Genomic DNA, 18,423 nt, shown 5'->3' on the forward strand with positions numbered 1-18,423 from the left:
CCTGAAGCGTGATAAACCCGAGCCATTGGCTGTGCCTGACAGACCCAATGAGACATGGTCGATGGATTTCATGGCTGATCAGCTCGCAGATGGGCGTTCGATCAGGACATTGAACGTGCTGGATGACTTTAATCGTGAAGGCTTATGTATTGAAGTGGACTTCTCGCTGCCCGCAGAGAGAGTTGTCAGAAGCTTAAACCAGATCATCGAATGGCGCGGACAACCTCAGGCAATTCGAGTCGACAACGGCCCAGAATATGTGAGTGGAAAGCTTATGGAATGGGCTGAAAAACACAATGTGCGGCTCGAATACATCCAGCCGGGCAAGCCTCAGCAAAACGCCTATATCGAACGCTATAATCGCACCGTTCGCGGCGAATGGCTGGGACAATACATCTTCGAAACGATTGAGGAGGCACAAGACCAGGCGACTGAATGGCTCTGGACTTACAACAACGAGCGGCCCAACATTCCTCTCACGGTTTGCTTGCAAACCGTTGCCGGACAGCGGGGCATCGGCGGCATAACTCCCGCAATGAAATTGAAAACAGCCGCATGAATTCTATGGCTGGACCCCATTAAAAATGGGGAGATTACCCATCCTACATGGTGGATGGATGGGGTGACCTATGAAAAACCTCTTTCAATCAACGAAGTCGACATTCGTATTCAACAACTTCGAGGTGGCATTTTTTGAACACGGGCAATTGGTTCTTGCGTTTCTGCATTTGGGAACACTTCTTTCGCCATGCGATCCACCTTAAAAACCGATCCAAATCTCCGCGACTAAATCTGAAATCAATGGCGCGTGAGGTTAAGCCTGTCGTGGCATGGGAGGATGGCAGGCGAACAGGCGGTTTGCGCCACAGTGCTGTTCGCCACCGTCGTTCTTGCGGGTCAAACCACCCCCATCCGATTGCGATATGATCGCTTTTTCTGAACTTGGCGGCGGAGCAGGGAAAAGGTCCGGGAACAATTCTTGGAAATCGGCTTTGCAAATCATCATCAGTCAGTCTCCTTCATACGTGGGGTTTGGGGAAAACGTAGTAACGCTGCGCGCGGGTATGTTCCTGTGCGTTGCCCCTTTGAATGGCATGGTGTGGGCGGATGGCCGACGATCAAATGCTTGGCTTGGGCGGTGCCAGCGGGGTCATCCGCAGCTCATGCGCGTCAAAGCCTTTTACAATGCGCTCGATATCACTGCGCTCAATGCCGATATCCCTGAGCATCCAGTTGTCCATTGCGTTGAGGGCGGCGATCATCTTGCGTTGCTGCCATGTGCGGGCGGAACGCGTCAGCCAGCGACGAAGCAGACCGCCGACAGCATTGTGACCGATGACAGGGTGTGGGTAAGATGGCGTAGGATGCATGACATTCTCCTGATGATGAGTAATGAATTCAGCACAAACCAAGGCACCAAACTGTCCCAAAACGCGGCGGGACCACATCTGAGCGAGCCTGAAAGCTTGGGCGGATTCTGATTTGATTTGTAAGAGACGTTAATGCCGCCGAGGCGGAAAGCGACATCGCGCAGTATGCCCGCCCGGGGTTACACCCGGTTCAGTCTGTTTCCTGCGTAAAGCAAGAACCTCATATCAATACTAAACATCATCATACCTTTCATATGGGCATTGAGGCGGGAGCTTTCAATCGGCCTCGGCCTGGTGGCGGCCCATTCGGCGCAAAAGCGCCCAAGGTGGGCCATTTATATGACAAGCGCGTGAAGTTATCTGCGGGCTGCCGGGCGTCAATTGACACGAACGCAGTGGGTACCTAGATTAGGATCATGATGAAGTCTGTAGATCATTTCCGGTCCCCTTTGCTGAACCGCCTACTTCCCCGGGCGGAGTAGGCGCGTTTGCGCCTGACGAACTCCCCGGGGCCTCCTCATAATCTTAAAATGAGCGCGTGACGTTACAGCGTCCGAGGAGCAAAAATGATCAAAACCCATCTCCTTTTGCCGATAATATCCCCAGTAACAGTCTGCGACCGCTGCAAGCTGCGACCACGTTGAGCGGCCGGAATGATCGCGCTGCGTATCAGTGATACGCATGCATGTGTTGCTGACCGACATCATTAGCTGAAGCGCCGCAAATCCTGTGCCAATCCCACAACCCGATCCCGGGATAGGAGGCCTGCCAACAGGCCATCGTTTCAAGGACCTGCCCCATAAATATCCGAATATTTGAGAACCAAAAAAACGCGAACCAGTGACCTGTAGCGACACGTCCGCCCATGTTGAAAGGCTGACGGATACCGTCATGTTGCGCAACACCGTATTGGCCGACCGCATGCTCGAAGAGCTTGGCCACGCGAGGAGTATCAAGCCGAACGATATGCCCAAAGATATTGTCTCGATCGGCAGTACCGTGACCTACCGCGATGAAGCAGCAGGCAAGATCCAGACTGTAACGCTGGTTTATCCTGAACATGCCAACCCTATGGACCAGCGGGTCTCGATTATGACACCCGTCGGTGTGGCGCTTTTGGGGCTATCGGTCGGGGCCGCTTTTTACTGCGATACAGGCTGCGACCAGCGCCGCCTGTTGACGGTCATGGGGGTATTGCGACCATCCGCAAACGAAAGCGGTGATCTGTCATAGCCCCCGATCCTCTTAAGCCCCGAGCAGCCAAGCCAGTGTTGCAATCCTCACTGACGCGTTTGTTCGAGGCACTATCAGACATCTTCCATCCTCAATAATCTTATTCCGGAGTGAGGCCAGTGCCACCACAATCCAGCCGCAATCATTGTACGTCTTGCCATCAGATGCTTCCTAGGTCAGCAGCGTTTCGCTGCCCCTTCTGCCGTGCACATATCCAGCCCTGCAAACTGTCTTTTGGCACGACCTGTAACCTGTGCGGCGATCCGATACCGCGTGCACATGCGGGGAAATGCCCGTGTCTTACGGTTGCTAACCTCAATTATGCCAGAGAACCTGAAAGGAGACAAAAGTGACCGCAAAACATCATGCCCGCCGCCTTGTGTGGCCGACAGCCCTTGTGATTTTAACGCTCGGATTGGTGACGTTCCTGTTTTATACGGACATCAGCGCCCTTGTCGAAGATGGCGAAACCTTGATGCTGGGGGTCACGGGGCTGGCCTATTTTGCTGTGGCATGGTTTGCCAGCCGGCTTTTGGCGCTTGTGCTGGATCAGGCAACGGCGCGTCGACGGCGCTATCCGCGACTGCTCAAGGACTTGATCGCAGTGATGCTGTTTCTCTTTGCATTTGCGGCAACAGTGGCCTTGTTCATGGGACAGGGGGCGACAGGCGCGCTGGCCGGGTCGGGTCTGGTTATTGCGATGCTGGGTTTTGCCATACGAAACGTGGTGGCCGATACGCTGTCGGGGATTGCCCTCGGTGTCGAGGGGCCCTTTCGCATCGGTGACTGGGTCGATATCGTCGGGCTGGCGCGCGGTAAAGTCGTTTAGATCGGCTGGCGCACCACGCGCGTTCTGACGCGTGACCAAACGTATCTGATTATTCCCAACAGTGCGATCGCGCGCCAACGCATCACCAATTATTCCGCGCCAAAGCCGCAATATCGCGCACAAGTCTCTATTATGCTTGATCATGTGATACCGATTGAACTGGCAAAAGAAGTCATGCTGGGTGCTGTGAAAGAGGCAAAGCTCATTCAGCAGGATCCGGCCCCGGATGTGCGCGTGTTGTCCTATGACGAGGGCGGGATCGTCTATGGGCTGCGCTACTGGCTGACACGTTTTGACCGGGATATTGACTGCCGCGATGAAGTCTATAGCTTGATCGATAACGCCTTGCGCAAAATTGGCAACACAATGCCACATCGACGTATCGAACTGGTTCCAGCCGAAGCACATGATTTCGACAAACTAGAGGGATTGGACTTCATAAAACCATCATAAGCCACAAAGGCTGGTTAACGGGCCACTTGCCCGTTCGCAACTGTGCGCCTTGCACAGCATGGGGCGCAGCATATCGTGGATATCTGGCGTGCCTGATATCCATAAAGGGAAGTAACCCACATGTCTTCTGATCTGCTCGTTGAGCTTTTGGTCCGGGTTTTTGCAACCGCAGGGATCGTCATCGGCATCACATTATCGGTTGAGCGGCTTGGCCCGAAGATCGGCGGTGCGCTTGCTGGTTTGCCCATTGTCATCGGCCCTGCCTTTTTCTTTATTGTGCGCGATCACAGCATTGAATTTAGTGCGAATGCGGCCGCGGCTTCCTTGATTTCCCTTGCCGCGACACAGGCGTTTTTACTGGCGTATATCTTTGTTGCGGCCAGATCAAGGGCGGCGATTTTGGCAGCCACCTTGGCTTGGGCAGTCTGCGCTTGGGGGTTGTCTTGGGTTGCGCCATCGCCCTGGACCGGATTGCTGATTTTCCTGCCTGCAATGATTGCGGTGCGTATCCTGTCGCGCAGGTTCGTGCGGCCCTTTACGCCAGGCCGCGCAAAGGGAACCCTGACCTTGTTGGTTATACGCGGTGTTGCCGCAGGCTTGCTTGTGGCCGGGGTCACTGCGGCCTCGTGGCAGCTTGGACCTGTATGGGCAGGGCTGCTTATTTCCTATCCTGTCGGCCTGACCGTTATTTCGATGACCATTCACCACCGTTCCGGCGCGGATATGGTGATATCAACGTTGCGGGCGGTTATGTTGGGGGTGCTCAGCCCGGTTGCCTTCACATTTGTGCTTGCGGTTTTGTTGGAACCTTTGGGGCCGGTTCTGGCGTTCGCCCTTGCCCTTATTGCCGGGGTTCTGGCCACCTCTGGGCTGATCCTCGTGGCACCAAAGAAACCGGATACGGCACGGAGCTAAGCGCGTATCTTGGCGCGACAGACCTGCCCCCAATCCATCAAAATTTGCAATTGGGGGCAGGTTAAAAACTGTCGTGAGGGTACGGATTTATATAAGGTCGCGCAGCTATTCCTGAATATACACGACCTGAGTCACCATAAATTCGTAAAGCCCGTGCTTGCCATCGGCCCCACCAATGCCCGACTTTCGGTGACCAGCGTGATAGCCCTGCATCGCCTCAAAATTCTCGCGGTTGATATAGGTTTCACCGAACTTCAGCTCACGCGCGGCCTGCATGGCCGAACTGAGATCGCGGGTATAGATCGAGGACGTCAGCCCATAGTCGCTGTCATTTGCGAGGGCGATGGCCTCATCAAGGGTATCGACCGCCTGAACAGGCAGCACCGGTCCGAATGTTTCGCGTCGCATGATGTCCATCTCATGGGTCGCGCCTGTGATCACTGTTGGCTGGAAATGGAACCCCTGCCCCAGATCGGCGGGTTTGCCGCCGCAAACGATGGTTGCGCCCTGCTCTTGGGCCAGATCGACCGCCGCGGTCACCTTGTCCAAGCCCGCCTTATTGACCAGCGGTCCCATATGCAGGTCGTCCTGCTCTGACGGATCGCCATAGCGGGTGGCCTCAAAATGGGCGGTCAGCTTTTCGACAAAAAGATCATGGACCTCACGCGCGACATAGACCCGTTCCGCGCAGTTGCAGACCTGTCCGGTATTGATGATGCGTGAATCATAGATTGCATTGGCCGCCAGATCGAGATCGGCATCCTTCAGCACAATCGCCGGGGCTTTGCCGCCCAGTTCCAGATTGACCTTGGTCAGGTTCTTGCCCGCCACCTGCATGATATGCGATCCGGTCCCCACGCTGCCCGTAAAGGTGATCAAATCCACCCCGGGATGGGAAATCAAGGCTTCACCGGCCACAGCCCCCCGTCCGCCGACAAGATTGAACACCCCCTTGGGCAGATCGGTCTCGGCCAGCAACTCGGCAAAGAGATAGGCGTTGATCGGGGTTTCTTCGCTTGGTTTGATGACAATGGTGTTGCCCGTGACCAGCGCGGGGGCCAGTTTACGTGCAATCAGGAAAAACGGAAAGTTCCAAGGCAGGATGCCAGCCACAACCCCAACCGGCTTGCGCAAAAGCAGCATGGTTTCTTTGGGGCGGTCGCTGGTCAGGACTTCGCCCTCAATACGGCGTGCCCATTCGGCCATGTAGTCGATGTAATCCGCGGTGAAATCGACCTCAACCTGCGCCAGACCGCGCACCTTGCCCTGTTCCTTGACGATGATATCGGCCAACTCAAGGCGGTGCTCGCGCAGCTTGGCCGAGATTTTGCGCAGATAACCGGCACGCTCGATCGCTGGGAGTTTTTCCCACGGCCCCTGTGCGCGGCGCGCCGCCTGAACCGCCCTGTCAACGGTCTCGGCGCTTGTTTCGGGGATACGGCCCAAAAGTGCCGCATTGGCGGGGTTGAGGACGTCGATCATATCGCCGTCATTGGCGACAAAGGCCCCGTCGATATAGTTGCGGTAATCCTGTGGGTCGCTGGAAAAACGCTCGGCAGTTTTACGCAAAGCTGTGGTCATTTTGATTTCCTCCTCTAAGGCATTGCTGCCATTTTCTGAAGAAAGTCTTGAGGCCATTGTGCAAAGACGCAATACGCGGCCTGCATACCGACTTTAAAAACCGGTTCATATTTGAGCCGGTTTCAGGGCCTTAGTTCAGGTGACGGCGGTCAAGCCTGTGGATATTGAGTTTGCGCTTGATCGTTGCGTGGCTGATGTTCAGATTGCGTGCGGTCGCTGTGACATTGCCGCCGTTGCGAATAAGCCAACGTCGCAAGACGCCGTATTCGGCCCCCTGCAATGTTTCATCCGCGCTATCCAGAGATCTGGCAAAAAGATCGCCCGCGATGACCCCCGCCTTCAAATCCGCAGCTGTCAGGTCAAAGATACGCCTTGCGCCGCGTGTGGCCCCGATGATCACATCATCAGGGTCCACCGCAATCAAGATCGCTCCCGAACGGGTTTCACCGGGAACAGAGATGATCCGCTCGCCGGCAAAGCTTTGGTGGAAATGATCGATCTCGATCTGCCGGGTTGCATCCGAGATACCTGGCATCAACAAACCGACAGGGGCCTCTTCACTGCCGCGGCCATAGTAGGTGATATTCGCGGCCCCCGCCAGCGTCCCCTGGTCGTCGAAAAACGGTGCAGACACGCAGGTGATGCGTAGCGCGTTGGTGTAAAAATGCTGATCCGGCCGGACGTATAGTGCGCGGCGTTCGACCAGCGACGTGCCAATTCCATTGGTGCCGCTTTGTGCCTCGCTCCAGTCCACCCCTTCGCAAAGACCATGTTGGCGCAGGTCCGGCATATCGACGTCAGGCCCCCAACACAGCACCGGAACACCCTGCGCATTGCTGACCAGCACACAGACCCCCCGATTTCCCAGTGCGTGCCGCAAACGTTCCAGGGTGGGCGCCGCGCTGGCAAGCATAGGTGCCAGCGGTTCGGACAGTCGGCGCAGCTCGGTGTCGGTGATGCGCTCCGGCTTGGGCGGCGCCTCTGGGTCGAGGCCGTGCAGATGCGCGCAGCGATGCCAAGACGCCGCAAGCGGCAAGCGCGCCATATCCTTGGTCGCAATAGTTTGGCGTACATGCGCGGCATGCGAGATCAAATCCGTCATCGCCCCCTCCTCCCTTCTGCCGCTGATCTGGGAGCAAACCGGCGGCGTAATTGTTCTTCAGGTTACTCTTGGGCGGGGAGGTGTCAACTCCTTGCGCTACCGGCGGCACCCTTGCAAGGAGCGATGCAGCGCAGGGTCAACAAAGGCGATCTGCCTGAAATGCCTTGCGGGATCCATGCGAAGATAGGTTTGCATGTCTGCACTGCTGCGATCCATGAACGGCCCTGCGCAGCGACAATAGCTGCGGGTTGTATTCATGATCATTCCATCGTCCAGCGCCACAAGGCAGATGTCAGCCATTGCAAGCGCCTCAACCGGCACCCCGTCAGCGGGATTGATCACATAGCGGCGTGCATTCTCGAAAAGGCTGCGCAGCTCGTTTCCTGTGCAGTCAAGATTGCGCAGCAGGATCTGTGCGTCCCCGTCGGCGGTGGCGAATATCTCATCTTGCCGCATCGCGCGTGACATCGCAGCCCCCGGATCGGCAAGCATGCCCAACCCCTCGACGATAGCGTTCAAACCTTGGGCCGCAACCTGATCGCGCGACCCTGTCAATGCGTTCAGATCGATGAAATACCCGGTAACCAGCTGGGGCAGTTCCGGTGGCAATGCCGCCGGGCAATAGTCACGAAAGACCCGCGTCAGCCGTTGCAGATAAAGCATCGTCGCATCACGGTCAGCACGATAGGCTGCGATACGGTCCCCTGTCAGAAAGGCCGTGATAAGTGCATTTTGGCGCAGGTTGGCAAGATTTCCGCCTGAAAGAACAGGCTCCACCCTGAGCAGATCTGGCACTGGCGCGGCGCTGACAATCTTGGCCAGAAGCGCACGGGCCTTGGCGTTATAACCGGCCAAAATCTGTGCATCGCTGCCAAAGTGTTGCCGGAGCTGACTGAGCAACGGTTGCAGGTCCTCGATCCGGGTGACACGCGCAATCCGGTCTTGCAGGGCGGATCTTGCCTCGGCCTGTGCGCTACGCCGGTTTTGCTCTATGCGGGCGATGGTATTGGCAATCGGCGGGAACAGCGTAAGCTGTTGCAGGGAGGCAAGCTCCGTATCCGAGGCATCTTCCACCTGACCGGCAAGGGTTTGCGCCACCCCGTCAAGCCGTTCAATCCAGTGCGCGCGTTCTTGTGCGCTGCGGTCTTGCAATATTGCGTTGGCCCGTATGAAACCTTGTGAGCTTGTCGGTTCCGTTCCATCCGCAAGCGCGGAGAGGAAGGCATCACTTTGCATCGCGGTGATTTGGGCCGATCTTTCGTTCAGGATTGCCGCAAGCTCTGCCCTATCGGTTTCCAGTAGGGGTAACGCTGCAAGGCGGTCATGCAGCCCCGGAATGACCGCGCCAGATGCGGGAATCAAAGGTAGGGCTGTGATCTCTTTGGTCAGACGCAGGGCCTCGGCGTCATTCTGGCGGGCCTTGGCCACGGCAAGACGAAACCTATGGGCCTTGCTCGCAAAGAGCGCGCTGTTGCGTTCCACGCCGAAGGCCAGCGACAGGGCCGTTCGCAGGTGCAAATCCTCCACCCCAAGGTCGCCGCATGTTTTGCGCAGCGGGGCGATCAATGCCTGGCCCACCGCTGGGGATGCCGAAAGCTGCGCATAGGGCAACCCGAAGACCGGTTCGAAATAGCGGTCCTGAAAGAGCATGGGCCACCCGCCGTAATCACTCACCCAGCTGCCCGCGCGCGTCATCCGTGCCTCTGCCGCGCTAAGGGGGCGAACCCAATTGGCAACGGCGCTGCAAATCTCGGCGGGGGGTGCGACGCTCAGGGTTGTATCGCCGCTTTGTGCAACCAGCAGTGCGCCCTGACCGGCATGGCCGGGGATGGCCGCAAATGCCGGTGGCGGGTCGGCACGATTAAGGGTGGTATCATCGCAGCCCTGCGCAAAGGACAGCAAAAGCCCCGCATCCTGAAGCGTCAAAGAGGCTGGCTCAAAAGACTGCTGGTTGAGCGGGCCGGAACGTTGTTCGACCAAGGTCAGGGCAATTGGATCGCCAAGCTGCGCGCCCAGTACAAGATGTGTCGTCCCCGCCAGTTTCCCCGTTTCGAAATAACGGAAATCAAGGTTTCCCCCCTCGCCGATCAGGTCGGGCAGTGTCAGTTCCAGCAAATGTTCGGCCCCGTTGCATTGGGCGAAACCGGACCAGAGGCCAGCCATACGGGCTATGGTGTTTTGCGCGGCGTCACCAAGCAGGGTTGGGGGCGGGTCAGCAGCGGCTTTGGTGCGGCTTACGGTAACCGGCCCGCAGCCTGCCATCGCGCCCTGCATCGCGGCCCCGTCAGGGGCGATGCTGAAGGTGACCGGCAGGGCTTGATGGCGATAGGGGTGTACCACCCATTGCAGCGGCATAAGAGAGATTTCCCCCACCCCTGCGGCCTCTGCGTGAAAGAGTATCTCGCCCTCAAAACCGTTGCCGCGGTAGCCCCATCGGGCCAATGTCAGGCCACTGACGGGATCTGCATCCATGGTCAGATCCAGCGCGGTTTCGACACCGCAATTGTAACTGCCCTGCCATTGCCCCAGAAAACCTGCCGATGCCAGATCTTTGGTCGCTGCAAGCGCCTGTTGGGGTAACGGCAGCGGGACGCGCTCAAAGGTGAACTCTGTGCATGTGTGGCTTTGCAGATCGGCATTCTCTACGCGCAAGCGATCCGCGGATAGGGTCGTGCCAAAAATCTGCGGAATTTTATATCCCTCTACCGGCACCGAAATCGGTGAATTTGCCGTCAACGTGATACTGCCGTTTGCCGGGGTAACCTGTGCCAAAAGCGGCCAGACCCCGGTCTTGCCTTTGTCCGGCCCGCCTATCAAAGTCAGGTGCAAATCCCCCAAATATCCGTTTTCATAAAAATGCGGGCGTAGCGTGACCTCGAACTCTCCGATGCCTTGGCTACAGGTGATGCGGCCCCGCCACTTTCCCGCCAGGCCGTATTTGCGGGCAAACGCGAGGGTATAGGGGTCAGCCGCTTTGGTCTCTTGTGCCGGGGCGGTCAGCGCGCTGCGGGCCAAAAGCGGGTTGCCAGCAGATTTTTTATGAAGCCGGATTTCAATTATCTGGCCCGGCCCAGGATCATCAAAATGAACCTGAGCCGCCTTCGGGCCGGTCAGATAGTGAAAGCTTGTATAGGCGCCCAGCTCTGCACTCGTTGGAACCAGTGTGATCCAATAGCTTTGGTTGGCATCAAGATCCGACACGGTTACGTCGACCCCCTCTCCCGCCCGCGTCAACAAAATTTCCGGATCGGCATGCGCAGAGAAAGGCAGGGCCAGAAAGGCAAAAAGAAAAAGCAGTCCGCGCATTACAGAGCTTTCAAGAAATTAAAATTTGTTCGATGCAAAAAAATAATAACAATATTTCGCAACAAGTCAAATTGCTGAGGCAAAGACGTCGTCGCAAGGCGCTAACCTTCGGTGCATAAAACTGGCGGAAAGACACAGCTTCCGGCGCATCAATGGTTACGACTATTGCCCGAAAAAGATCTCGCCGCCCATAATCATCACTGTGCGTTATCCTCGGGTGTAGCGCTGTGATACCCAAGATGAACGGGCCTGAGGTAATGTAGGGCGCTTTCTCCGAAGACGTATTTTTGAATATTCGCAAAGGCCTGCATGTATTCTGCGAAATTTTCGACGCTTAGTTGTGCGGGTGACGGGATCAAATCCCCAAGGGGGCCGCAGAAACCGGAAACGGAAAGGGCAATGCGGACATCACTTTTGCCGTAATCAAGCTGCGCGCTGGCCGCGAGGTTCGGAATGGTTAGCTTGGCGCTGAAATTCTGTGAGCTGGTCGCAGCGGTCAGACGAACGGCACAGCCAATTTCCGTCTTTACGCCATTCTCGCCTACAAGGATACGGTAGCGTTTGGCCTCTTGCACGACGCCTTGCAAGACAACCCTGCCCTTGGTTGAAAACAAACGCGCAAGCAGATCGACTTTTCCGCCGATCTCACTCCGGTATTGATGCGCCTGTACATCCCAAAGCTCCAGATCTGCCCCCACCAGCGGCTGCGTGCCGCTATGCGGGGTTCCGTAATCAACCTCGTCAGTGCTTTCCATCAAAAGCCGGGGGCGTGAAGCTGTGCGGGCCTCTTGCATTGCCTGTTCTGCAATTTCCTTTACGTCGGCCGGTGTGCCATCGGAAATTCCGGATTCTGCGATAAACATGGTCACTCTCCTACTTTGGGGTTTAACTGTTCAAAGCTGCAAATTTGGCCCACCCCGTGCGCGGATCTCTTGCAATTGATATCCAATGGATTGAACGACGGATGTGTTCCTTTGGTTATAGGCGCCAATCAGGCTGCCGACAGTCCGGCCACCGCTTGTGACAAGCCCGCCAGAGTCGCCGGGACGGGAGAAAACCTTTTCGGTTATAAAAACTTCGCCGTAGGTGGCCCTTGCGGGGCCAAAGCGCACGAAATCACAAAAGCCGAACACAGCATCGCTTTTTGCGGTGGCGGCAAGGTCAAGCGGCTCACCGCTGCCCGGAAAATGCCGACCGGTGCCAAGCCCGTTTACCGTGACATGCGCAAGCGCCTCAATGATGGCCACATCGACGTCTTTTGAGGGGTGCCGCTGCCTGCCCGGGTCGTTCTGCCAAAGGACGGGGCCAATTGTGGCACCACCACCGCCAACTGCCATGGCATTGACGCGGCGCGCCACATGGCCTGCTGTCAGATAACCACTGTGCGGCCCCCATCTTACCGCGGCACCAAGACGACCATCGGGCGGAAAGAAATAGATTTTGTCCCCCGGGGCCGCGTGGCGCTCCTCGGTTTCAATGGGCAAAATCTGGCAATTGAGCCGACGGATAAGATCATTGGGACTGATAAAAGAGGGGAATAGTTCAAGCGCGGAACTGAGGGATTCAAGGCTCCTGAGGTTTTCGGCGACAGATGCTTCTTGATCAACTTCTTGTCTAAGGAATGTGTTGTCTACAAGAACCAAGAGCGAAGGATCAGCACCCGGTGCAAGGTAACTTATCCCCAAACCGAACACATAGCGCCGAACGGCCGGATCGTCACTGGTCTGGTACCAGTTCGACAAGACTTCGGCCGCCTCTAGCAAATATGAGGCGTTTTCGCTGATACGCGACCCCTCGGTGGCCACCAGAAATGCATAGAGTGACATCGACATGCGCCTCCCCGATCATGCTGCGACAGACACCATACGATATGGTGCCTGTGATACGGGGTTCGGGCAAGTATTTTATGCGGGTGCCACAAGTCCTCGCCCATGCCAGTCAAGCTGGGGGCGCTATGCCCCCCAGGTCTTGTCCAGCACCCGCAGCCAGTTTTCATGACATAGTTTCGCAACCAGTGCTGGGCCATAGCCGTGCTGATCCATCGCCGCGCGCAAATCTGGAAGGTCCGAAATACGCGTCAACCCTTGCGGCACCATCGCCCCGTCATAATCGGAGCCAAGCCCAACCCGATCCTCGCCCAGCTTTTCCAGCAGATAGTCGAGGTGGCGCAGCATCTGGGCGATCGGCACATCGGCCTGCATCTTGCCGTCATCGCGCAAGAAGGCCACGGCAAAATTCAACCCCACCATACCGTCACTGTCGCGGATGGCGTCCAGTTGCGCATCGGTCAGATTGCGGCTGTGGGGAGAAATGGCATGGACGTTGGAATGGGTTGCGACCAAAGGGGCCTCCGAATGGCGCGCAACATCCCAAAAGCCCGCCTCGTTCATATGCGACAGGTCCAGCATGATGCCCAGCTCATTACACCGGTTGACCAGCCGCACCCCTGCCTCGGTCAGCCCGCCTCCGATATCGGGGGTGCTGGGGAAACAAAAAGGCACGCCCTCGGCAAAGATCGTGTTCCTGCTCCAGACCGGCCCAAGGGAACGCAGGCCGGCCTGATAAAGCACATCCAGCGTGTGCAGGTCGGGATCAATGGCCTCTGCCCCTTCCATATGGAAAATCGCGGCCATGATGTCCGCATCCATTGCGGCGCGGATATCAGCCACCGTGCGGCAGATTTTCAAACCGCCAAGGCGCTCCAGCTCAAACAGGATCGCGGCTTGTGACATTACCACCGGAATCGCAGCGTCCCAAGAAACCGGATCAGGCAGCGAGAGCCGGTACTGCGGCTTGGACATCTCTGCCAGTTTTTCATCCAGATCGGTGGGCGATGGAACATAGACCGCAAAAAAGCCGCCGCCAAAGCCGCCCGTCTTGGCGCTGGGCACATCAATCGCCCCCGGAAGGCCGGTCAGGAACGCAGGTGCCGGCGAGGTCCCGCCCGCCTCATATAGCCGGTAGAGCAGATCGTTATGTCCGTCAAAGATTATAGGAGCCGTTGGTTGCGTCAAATTCAGTCCCTCCGCAGTATTCAGCGCATTGATTGACCGGGTTTGCGATTTGCGCTTGTTGGCAAACCCGGGGGGCACTTAGCGGCCGCGCAAGGCGTCTTGCAGCAGGTCAAGCACCACATCACGCGGCACATCCCCCGACACAAAGCTGTCCCCTATCCCGCGCGCCAGAACAAAGCGCAGCTTGCCATCGACCACTTTCTTGTCCTGCCCCATCAGCTCCAGCAGGGTTTCGGCATCCGGCAGATCGCCCGCGATATCGGCGATATCGACCTTCATCCCCATGGCGCGCAAATGGGCACGCACCCGGCTCGGGGCCTCCTGGCTGCACAGGCCTAGGCGCATGCTCAGCTCAAAGGCCAACGCACAGCCGACGGCCACGCCCTCACCGTGCAACAGACGGTCGCCAAAGCCCGTCGCCTTTTCCAGCGCATGGCAAAAGGTGTGCCCAAGGTTCAACAGCGCGCGGTCGCCTTCCTCGGTCTCGTCGCGGGCGACAATCTCGGCCTTCATCTCGACTGAGCGGCGCACGGCATATTGACGCAACGCCACATCACCGCGTGCCAAGGCCGGGCCGTTTTGTTCCAGCCAGCCGAAAAACGCATCATCGCCCAGCAAACCGTATTTCGCCACCTCGCCGTAGCCGGACAGGAAATCGCGCGCCGTCAATGTGCCCAGCAGGCCAATATCGGCCAGCACAAGACGCGGCTGATGGAAGGCGCCGATCAGGTTCTTGCCTTGGGGTGCGTTGATGCCAGTCTTGCCGCCAACGGAACTGTCGACCTGTGCAAGCAGGCTGGTCGGGATTTGCACAAACCCCACCCCGCGCCGCAGCACCGCCGCCGCAAAGCCGACCAGATCGCCGATGACCCCGCCGCCAAAGGCAATCACAAGGTCTTTGCGTTCCACCTTTTGATCCAGCAGCCATTCGACACAGCGCGAGAAATGCGGCCAGCTTTTGGTCCCTTCGCCCGCAGGCAGGGTCAGCGCCGTGCTTTCAATCCCTGCCTCCATTAGGGCGGCCTGCAAGCGCGCCAGATGCAAGGCGCCTACGTTTTCATCGGTGACGATGGCCACGCGGCGACGTGGCAAGAGCGGTGCAATCTCGGCGCCTGCCCGGTCAATCAATCCATCCGCGATCCGCACGTCATAGCTGCGAGACCCCAATTCCACATGGACGACATCGGTTTGCATGGCTTATCCTTCCAAAACATCGGCGCGGGTCAAAAGCGCCTCACGGACCCTTAGGGACATATCCTCGATTGACAGATTGGGGGCGGAATCCACCGTCAGATCTGCCTTGGCATAGATCGGCACGCGAGCCCGGAAAATTTCGGCCAGGGTGGCGCGGGGGTTCGGGGTGTGCAACAGCGGCCGGGTGCTTTTGTGCCGCACCCTTTGCCACAACAGGTCAAGATCGGCGCGGAGCCAGACCGACACCCCCTTGGCCGCAATCGCCTGCCGGTTGGCCTGTGCCATAAAGGCCCCCCCGCCGGTAGAAAGAATGCATGGCGGGCCTTGCAGCAGACGTTCTAGAACCTGCGTTTCCTTTTGACGAAAGAAGGCCTCGCCCTCACGTTCGAATATCTCGGCGATGGAACGGTTGGCGGCCTCGACGATGGCATCATCAGAATCGATGAAAGGCACCTCCAGAAGTCGGGCAAGCTGGGTGCCGATCGCGGTCTTGCCCGATCCCATCATCCCCACCATGACCACCGACTTCTTTAACCGCATCATCAAGCCACCCCTGCGTTTGTTTTTTTGCTTTATTCTTCCAATAACGGCCTCACTTGGCCCCTGTCCAGCCCCAAGCACCCTGCCCTCATATCGAACATCGGCAATCCCTCGCTAAAATCGTTGCAGATTCGCGCTTGAGGGCGTGAACTCATCCAAGAATGCGTATATAAGGCTGGCCAGAGAGACCGAACGCAGCGATGGTTCGCAGGATTTTGCCCTGCACCATAGGATGTAAAGTCGGCGAATGAGGTTTGGCAAGAAAGCAGCAGCATGAAACTTTTTATCTTCAAGGCCGTGTTGATATTGTTGGTCTTCGGATTTCTGGGCCTCGCGGGCTTTGCCTATCTGGGGGATCTGTCTCCCAGTCAGGAAACGGTGACCAAGCCGGTGGTGCTTGATGTCGAATAGGCCAAGGCCTTGGGCGGTTCTTTTATGTGCGACACTGGGGTTTGCCTCGCTTGCCGCCCATGCCCAAGAGCCGCTTTCCGCGATTGACTGGCTGTCGAGTTCGGTCGCAACCCCCGCCACCAAACCCGCCCTCAATGAGCCGGGCGTGACGGGTGTAGGCAGCGCCATGCCGCAAAGGGTTATCGTCTCGCGTCTGGACGGGCCGTCACCGGATGCGGCGGGGGTGCTGGCCTCTCGCGTTACCGGACTGCCGCGCAACCTTTGGGGTTTGGGCGAAACCGAACAGATCGCGGCCCTGATCTCGACGCGGCGCGATGATGCCCTGCCGTCGCTTCAACGGGTGATGATGACCTTGATGCTGGCGCAGGCAAATGCGCCTGCAGATGCCGACGGGCGCGGTCTCTTGTTGATGGCGCGGATTGACAAGCTGCTGGATATGGGCGCGCTGGATGAGGCGAACGCCCTGATTGCCGCCACGGGCAAGATGACGCCGGATGTCTTTCGCCGCTTTTTCGATATTTCGATGCTGACCGGCCATGAGGATGACGCCTGCGCGCATTTGCATAAATCGCCCGATCTGGCACCGACCTATCCTGCGCGGATCTTTTGCCTTGCGCGCTCGGGCGATTGGACGGGGGCGGCGCTGACGCTGCGCATGGCGCAGGCTTTGGGCTATGTAGATGCGGCCGATGACGCGCTGTTGTCGCGTTTCCTTGATCCCGACCTTTATGAGGGGGAGCCGCCCCTGACCCCGCCCGCGCCCGTAACCCCGCTGGCATGGCGGATGCTGGAGGCGATTGGCGAGAGCCTGCCCACCATCCATCTGCCGATAGCCTTTGCCCATGCCGAGCTGCGCGATGCGGCGGGCTGGAAGGCCAAGCTGGACGCCGCCGAACGTCTGGGTCGGGCCTCGGTTCTGTCGCCCAACCGCTTGCTCGGGATCTATTCCGAACGTTTGCCTGCGGCCTCGGGCGGGGTCTGGGATCGGGTCGAGGCTGCGCAACGCTTTGACACCGCCCTCAAGACTGCGGACCCGGGCGCGGTCGCGCTTGCCCTGCCCAAAGCGTGGGAGATGATGGTCGAGGCCGGGCTGGAGGTGCCTTTTGCGGAACTCTATGCCGAAAGGTTGATGCGCCTGCCCTTGACCGGAGAGGTCGCGGCGCTGGCCTTTGAAATCTCGCTCCTGTCATCGCAATATGAGGTGGCCGCCCTTGAGCGCAGGCCTGCCAATCCGCAAGAGAGCTTCCTGATCGGCATCGCCCGCGGCAGCCTACAGGGTGTCACCCCGCCCGACGCCCTGTCGCGTGCCATAGCGCCTGCCTTTTTGCGCGCGGCCCCGCCTACCGATCTTCTGGCCTTGCTCGAGGAACAGCGTCTGGGTGAGGCCATCCTGCACGCCGTTGACCGTATCGAGCGCGGGTTGCACGGCGATCTGCGCGGCGTCACCGAAGGGCTGGCCCTGTTTCGCCATGTCGGGCTGGAAACCCTCGCGCGCCGTACCGCATTGGAGTTGATCTTGCTGGAGCGACGCGGATGAGCGCGGAACATGACCGCTGGATTTCCACCTTTCTGGAGGCGCAGGCCGCCGAGCTTGACGCCGCGCAGAACACGCGCTTGGCTTATGGCCGCGATCTGGTGGATTTCGGGCGTTGGCTTGCCCGCAAGGAGAAGGCGTTTTCCACGGCCCTGCGTGAGGATATCGAGGATTATCTGATCTTTTGTGAGGCGCAGGGGCTGTCGCGTTCTACCCGCGCGCGTAGGCTATCGGCCATCCGTCAACTTTACAGGTTTGCCTTTGACGAGGGCTGGCGCGGCGACAATCCCGGCATCCGGATCAAAGGGCCGGGACGCAATGCCAAGCTGCCGCAAACGCTGGAATGGCCCCAAGTAGAGGCCTTGCTGGAAGTGGCCAGGGAAAGTGGGCGCACCAGGATGGATAGCCTGCGCAACAGTTGCATGCTGGAGCTGATCTATGCCACCGGCATGCGGGTGTCAGAAATGGTGGAACTGCCGGTCGCCGCCGCGCGTGGCAACCCCGCGATGCTTCTGGTGCGCGGCAAGGGCGGCAAAGAGCGTATGGTGCCGCTGTCGCCTCCCGCCAAAGCGGTGCTGGCCAAGTGGCTGATTGCGCGCGACGAGGCCGAAGAGGCCGCGCAGGCCAAAGGCAAAAAGCCCTCGCGGTTTTTGTTTCCGGGGCGCGGTGCGGCAGGCCATGCCACGCGGCAACAGTTTTTTGTCTTGCTCAAATCCCTCGCCGCCAAGGCGGGGCTGGACCCGCAAAAAGTCACCCCGCACACCCTGCGCCATGCTTTTGCCACCCATCTTTTGGCCGGCGGTGCCGATTTGCGCGTGATCCAGACACTTTTGGGCCACGCGGACCTTTCCTCGACCGAGATTTACACCCATGTTCTGGACGAGCATTTGAAATCTCTGGTGCTGGAACATCACCCGCTGGCACGCAAGACATAAGGATTT

At 58.3% G+C, this 18,423-nt stretch carries 17 protein-coding genes and 1 pseudogene; 8 read left to right on the forward strand and 10 right to left on the reverse strand.

Going from position 1 to position 18,423, the window contains the following annotated elements; all coding sequences use genetic code 11:
- On the forward strand, nt 1-559 hold a 559-nt coding region (locus AKU94_RS05295; RefSeq protein ID WP_157056431.1), incomplete at its 5' end, for a DDE-type integrase/transposase/recombinase.
- A 255-nt stretch (nt 560-814) separates the two neighbouring features.
- Here AKU94_RS05295 and AKU94_RS19595 read toward each other — a convergent pair.
- Nucleotides 815-1,006, reverse strand: a complete 192-nt coding sequence (locus AKU94_RS19595; RefSeq protein ID WP_157056432.1) for a hypothetical protein — start codon at nt 1,004-1,006, stop codon at nt 815-817.
- 112 nt (nt 1,007-1,118) lie between these two features.
- Nucleotides 1,119-1,370 (reverse strand): DUF1127 domain-containing protein, encoded by a 252-nt coding sequence (locus AKU94_RS05300; protein ID WP_198144844.1) that lies wholly within the window; start codon nt 1,368-1,370, stop codon nt 1,119-1,121.
- 891 nt (nt 1,371-2,261) lie between these two features.
- Here AKU94_RS05300 and AKU94_RS05305 point away from each other — a divergent pair.
- The 4 genes and pseudogenes from AKU94_RS05305 (at nt 2,262) to AKU94_RS05320 (ending at nt 4,800) form a co-directional block, all read left to right on the forward strand.
- On the forward strand, nt 2,262-2,603 hold the full coding sequence (locus AKU94_RS05305) for a GreA/GreB family elongation factor (RefSeq protein ID WP_083444951.1): 342 nt from the start codon (nt 2,262-2,264) through the stop codon (nt 2,601-2,603).
- Between the two features lie 475 nt (nt 2,604-3,078).
- A pseudogene (locus AKU94_RS20850) lies at nt 3,079-3,516 on the forward strand (mechanosensitive ion channel family protein); the annotation flags it as partial.
- A 48-nt stretch (nt 3,517-3,564) separates the two neighbouring features.
- The gene (locus AKU94_RS20730; protein ID WP_050526288.1) at nt 3,565-3,885 is read left to right on the forward strand and encodes a hypothetical protein; all 321 of its coding nucleotides are present in this window, start codon (nt 3,565-3,567) and stop codon (nt 3,883-3,885) included.
- A 120-nt stretch (nt 3,886-4,005) separates the two neighbouring features.
- Nucleotides 4,006-4,800, forward strand: a complete 795-nt coding sequence (locus AKU94_RS05320; protein WP_050526289.1) for a hypothetical protein — start codon at nt 4,006-4,008, stop codon at nt 4,798-4,800.
- Between the two features lie 105 nt (nt 4,801-4,905).
- On the opposite strand, the gene aldA is transcribed toward AKU94_RS05320, so the two are convergent.
- The 8 genes from aldA to AKU94_RS05360 all read right to left on the reverse strand — a co-directional run bounded on the left by aldA (nt 4,906) and on the right by AKU94_RS05360 (nt 15,573).
- A complete protein-coding gene (aldA, locus tag AKU94_RS05325) occupies nt 4,906-6,381 on the reverse strand; it encodes an aldehyde dehydrogenase (protein WP_050526443.1) in 1,476 nt (491 codons plus the stop codon).
- Between the two features lie 130 nt (nt 6,382-6,511).
- Entirely contained in the window at nt 6,512-7,483 is a 972-nt protein-coding gene (locus AKU94_RS05330; RefSeq protein WP_050526290.1) for a GAF domain-containing protein, read from the reverse strand.
- A gap of 96 nt (nt 7,484-7,579) precedes the next feature.
- Nucleotides 7,580-10,789, reverse strand: coding sequence for a hypothetical protein (locus tag AKU94_RS05335; protein WP_050526291.1), 3,210 nt, complete (start codon nt 10,787-10,789; stop codon nt 7,580-7,582).
- A 197-nt stretch (nt 10,790-10,986) separates the two neighbouring features.
- Nucleotides 10,987-11,652: a hypothetical protein gene (locus AKU94_RS05340; protein WP_050526292.1), complete on the reverse strand. Its 666-nt coding sequence runs from the start codon at nt 11,650-11,652 to the stop codon at nt 10,987-10,989.
- A gap of 30 nt (nt 11,653-11,682) precedes the next feature.
- Nucleotides 11,683-12,615 (reverse strand): chymotrypsin family serine protease, encoded by a 933-nt coding sequence (locus tag AKU94_RS05345; RefSeq protein WP_157056433.1) that lies wholly within the window; start codon nt 12,613-12,615, stop codon nt 11,683-11,685.
- 126 nt (nt 12,616-12,741) lie between these two features.
- Entirely contained in the window at nt 12,742-13,803 is a 1,062-nt protein-coding gene (locus tag AKU94_RS05350; protein ID WP_050526444.1) for a dipeptidase, read from the reverse strand.
- Nucleotides 13,804-13,881: 78 nt separating this feature from the next.
- Nucleotides 13,882-14,997 carry a 3-dehydroquinate synthase gene (aroB, locus tag AKU94_RS05355; RefSeq protein ID WP_050526294.1) on the reverse strand — a complete coding sequence of 372 codons (1,116 nt, stop codon included), beginning with the start codon at nt 14,995-14,997 and terminating at the stop codon, nt 13,882-13,884.
- A 3-nt stretch (nt 14,998-15,000) separates the two neighbouring features.
- A complete protein-coding gene (locus AKU94_RS05360; protein WP_269744957.1) occupies nt 15,001-15,573 on the reverse strand; it encodes a shikimate kinase in 573 nt (190 codons plus the stop codon).
- A gap of 237 nt (nt 15,574-15,810) precedes the next feature.
- Between AKU94_RS05360 and AKU94_RS19955 the strand changes: the two genes are divergently transcribed.
- From AKU94_RS19955 to AKU94_RS05370, 3 genes are read left to right on the forward strand one after another with little or no spacing between them, the layout of a single operon-like run.
- Nucleotides 15,811-15,948: a hypothetical protein gene (locus AKU94_RS19955; RefSeq protein ID WP_198144845.1), complete on the forward strand. Its 138-nt coding sequence runs from the start codon at nt 15,811-15,813 to the stop codon at nt 15,946-15,948.
- On the forward strand, nt 15,938-17,485 hold the full coding sequence (locus AKU94_RS05365) for a hypothetical protein (protein WP_050526296.1): 1,548 nt from the start codon (nt 15,938-15,940) through the stop codon (nt 17,483-17,485). The genes AKU94_RS19955 and AKU94_RS05365 overlap by 11 nt, the downstream gene beginning before the upstream one ends.
- On the forward strand, nt 17,482-18,417 hold the full coding sequence (locus tag AKU94_RS05370) for a tyrosine recombinase (protein ID WP_050526297.1): 936 nt from the start codon (nt 17,482-17,484) through the stop codon (nt 18,415-18,417). The genes AKU94_RS05365 and AKU94_RS05370 overlap by 4 nt, the downstream gene beginning before the upstream one ends.
- Nucleotides 18,418-18,423: the final 6 nt, after the last annotated feature.

Origin of the sequence: Pseudorhodobacter aquimaris (genome assembly GCF_001202025.1) — a bacterium.
In the GTDB taxonomy this organism is placed as follows: Bacteria; Pseudomonadota; Alphaproteobacteria; order Rhodobacterales; family Rhodobacteraceae; genus Pseudorhodobacter; species Pseudorhodobacter aquimaris.

What these genes read in the sequence shown, in the direction of transcription:
- AKU94_RS05340 (WP_050526292.1), bottom strand. Translation starts at nt 11,652, where the DNA reads ATGTTTATCGCAGAATCCGGAATTTCCGATGGCACACCGGCCGACGTA.
- AKU94_RS19595 (WP_157056432.1), bottom strand. Translation starts at nt 1,006, where the DNA reads ATGATGATTTGCAAAGCCGATTTCCAAGAATTGTTCCCGGACCTTTTC.
- AKU94_RS05335 (WP_050526291.1), bottom strand. Translation starts at nt 10,789, where the DNA reads ATGCGCGGACTGCTTTTTCTTTTTGCCTTTCTGGCCCTGCCTTTCTCT.
- aroB (WP_050526294.1), bottom strand. Translation starts at nt 14,997, where the DNA reads ATGCAAACCGATGTCGTCCATGTGGAATTGGGGTCTCGCAGCTATGAC.
- AKU94_RS05320 (WP_050526289.1), top strand. Translation starts at nt 4,006, where the DNA reads ATGTCTTCTGATCTGCTCGTTGAGCTTTTGGTCCGGGTTTTTGCAACC.
- AKU94_RS05330 (WP_050526290.1), bottom strand. Translation starts at nt 7,483, where the DNA reads ATGACGGATTTGATCTCGCATGCCGCGCATGTACGCCAAACTATTGCG.
- AKU94_RS20730 (WP_050526288.1), top strand. Translation starts at nt 3,565, where the DNA reads ATGCTTGATCATGTGATACCGATTGAACTGGCAAAAGAAGTCATGCTG.
- AKU94_RS05305 (WP_083444951.1), top strand. Translation starts at nt 2,262, where the DNA reads ATGTTGCGCAACACCGTATTGGCCGACCGCATGCTCGAAGAGCTTGGC.
- AKU94_RS05300 (WP_198144844.1), bottom strand. Translation starts at nt 1,370, where the DNA reads ATGCATCCTACGCCATCTTACCCACACCCTGTCATCGGTCACAATGCT.
- AKU94_RS05345 (WP_157056433.1), bottom strand. Translation starts at nt 12,615, where the DNA reads ATGTCACTCTATGCATTTCTGGTGGCCACCGAGGGGTCGCGTATCAGC.
- AKU94_RS05370 (WP_050526297.1), top strand. Translation starts at nt 17,482, where the DNA reads ATGAGCGCGGAACATGACCGCTGGATTTCCACCTTTCTGGAGGCGCAG.
- aldA (WP_050526443.1), bottom strand. Translation starts at nt 6,381, where the DNA reads ATGACCACAGCTTTGCGTAAAACTGCCGAGCGTTTTTCCAGCGACCCA.
- AKU94_RS19955 (WP_198144845.1), top strand. Translation starts at nt 15,811, where the DNA reads ATGAAACTTTTTATCTTCAAGGCCGTGTTGATATTGTTGGTCTTCGGA.
- AKU94_RS05365 (WP_050526296.1), top strand. Translation starts at nt 15,938, where the DNA reads ATGTCGAATAGGCCAAGGCCTTGGGCGGTTCTTTTATGTGCGACACTG.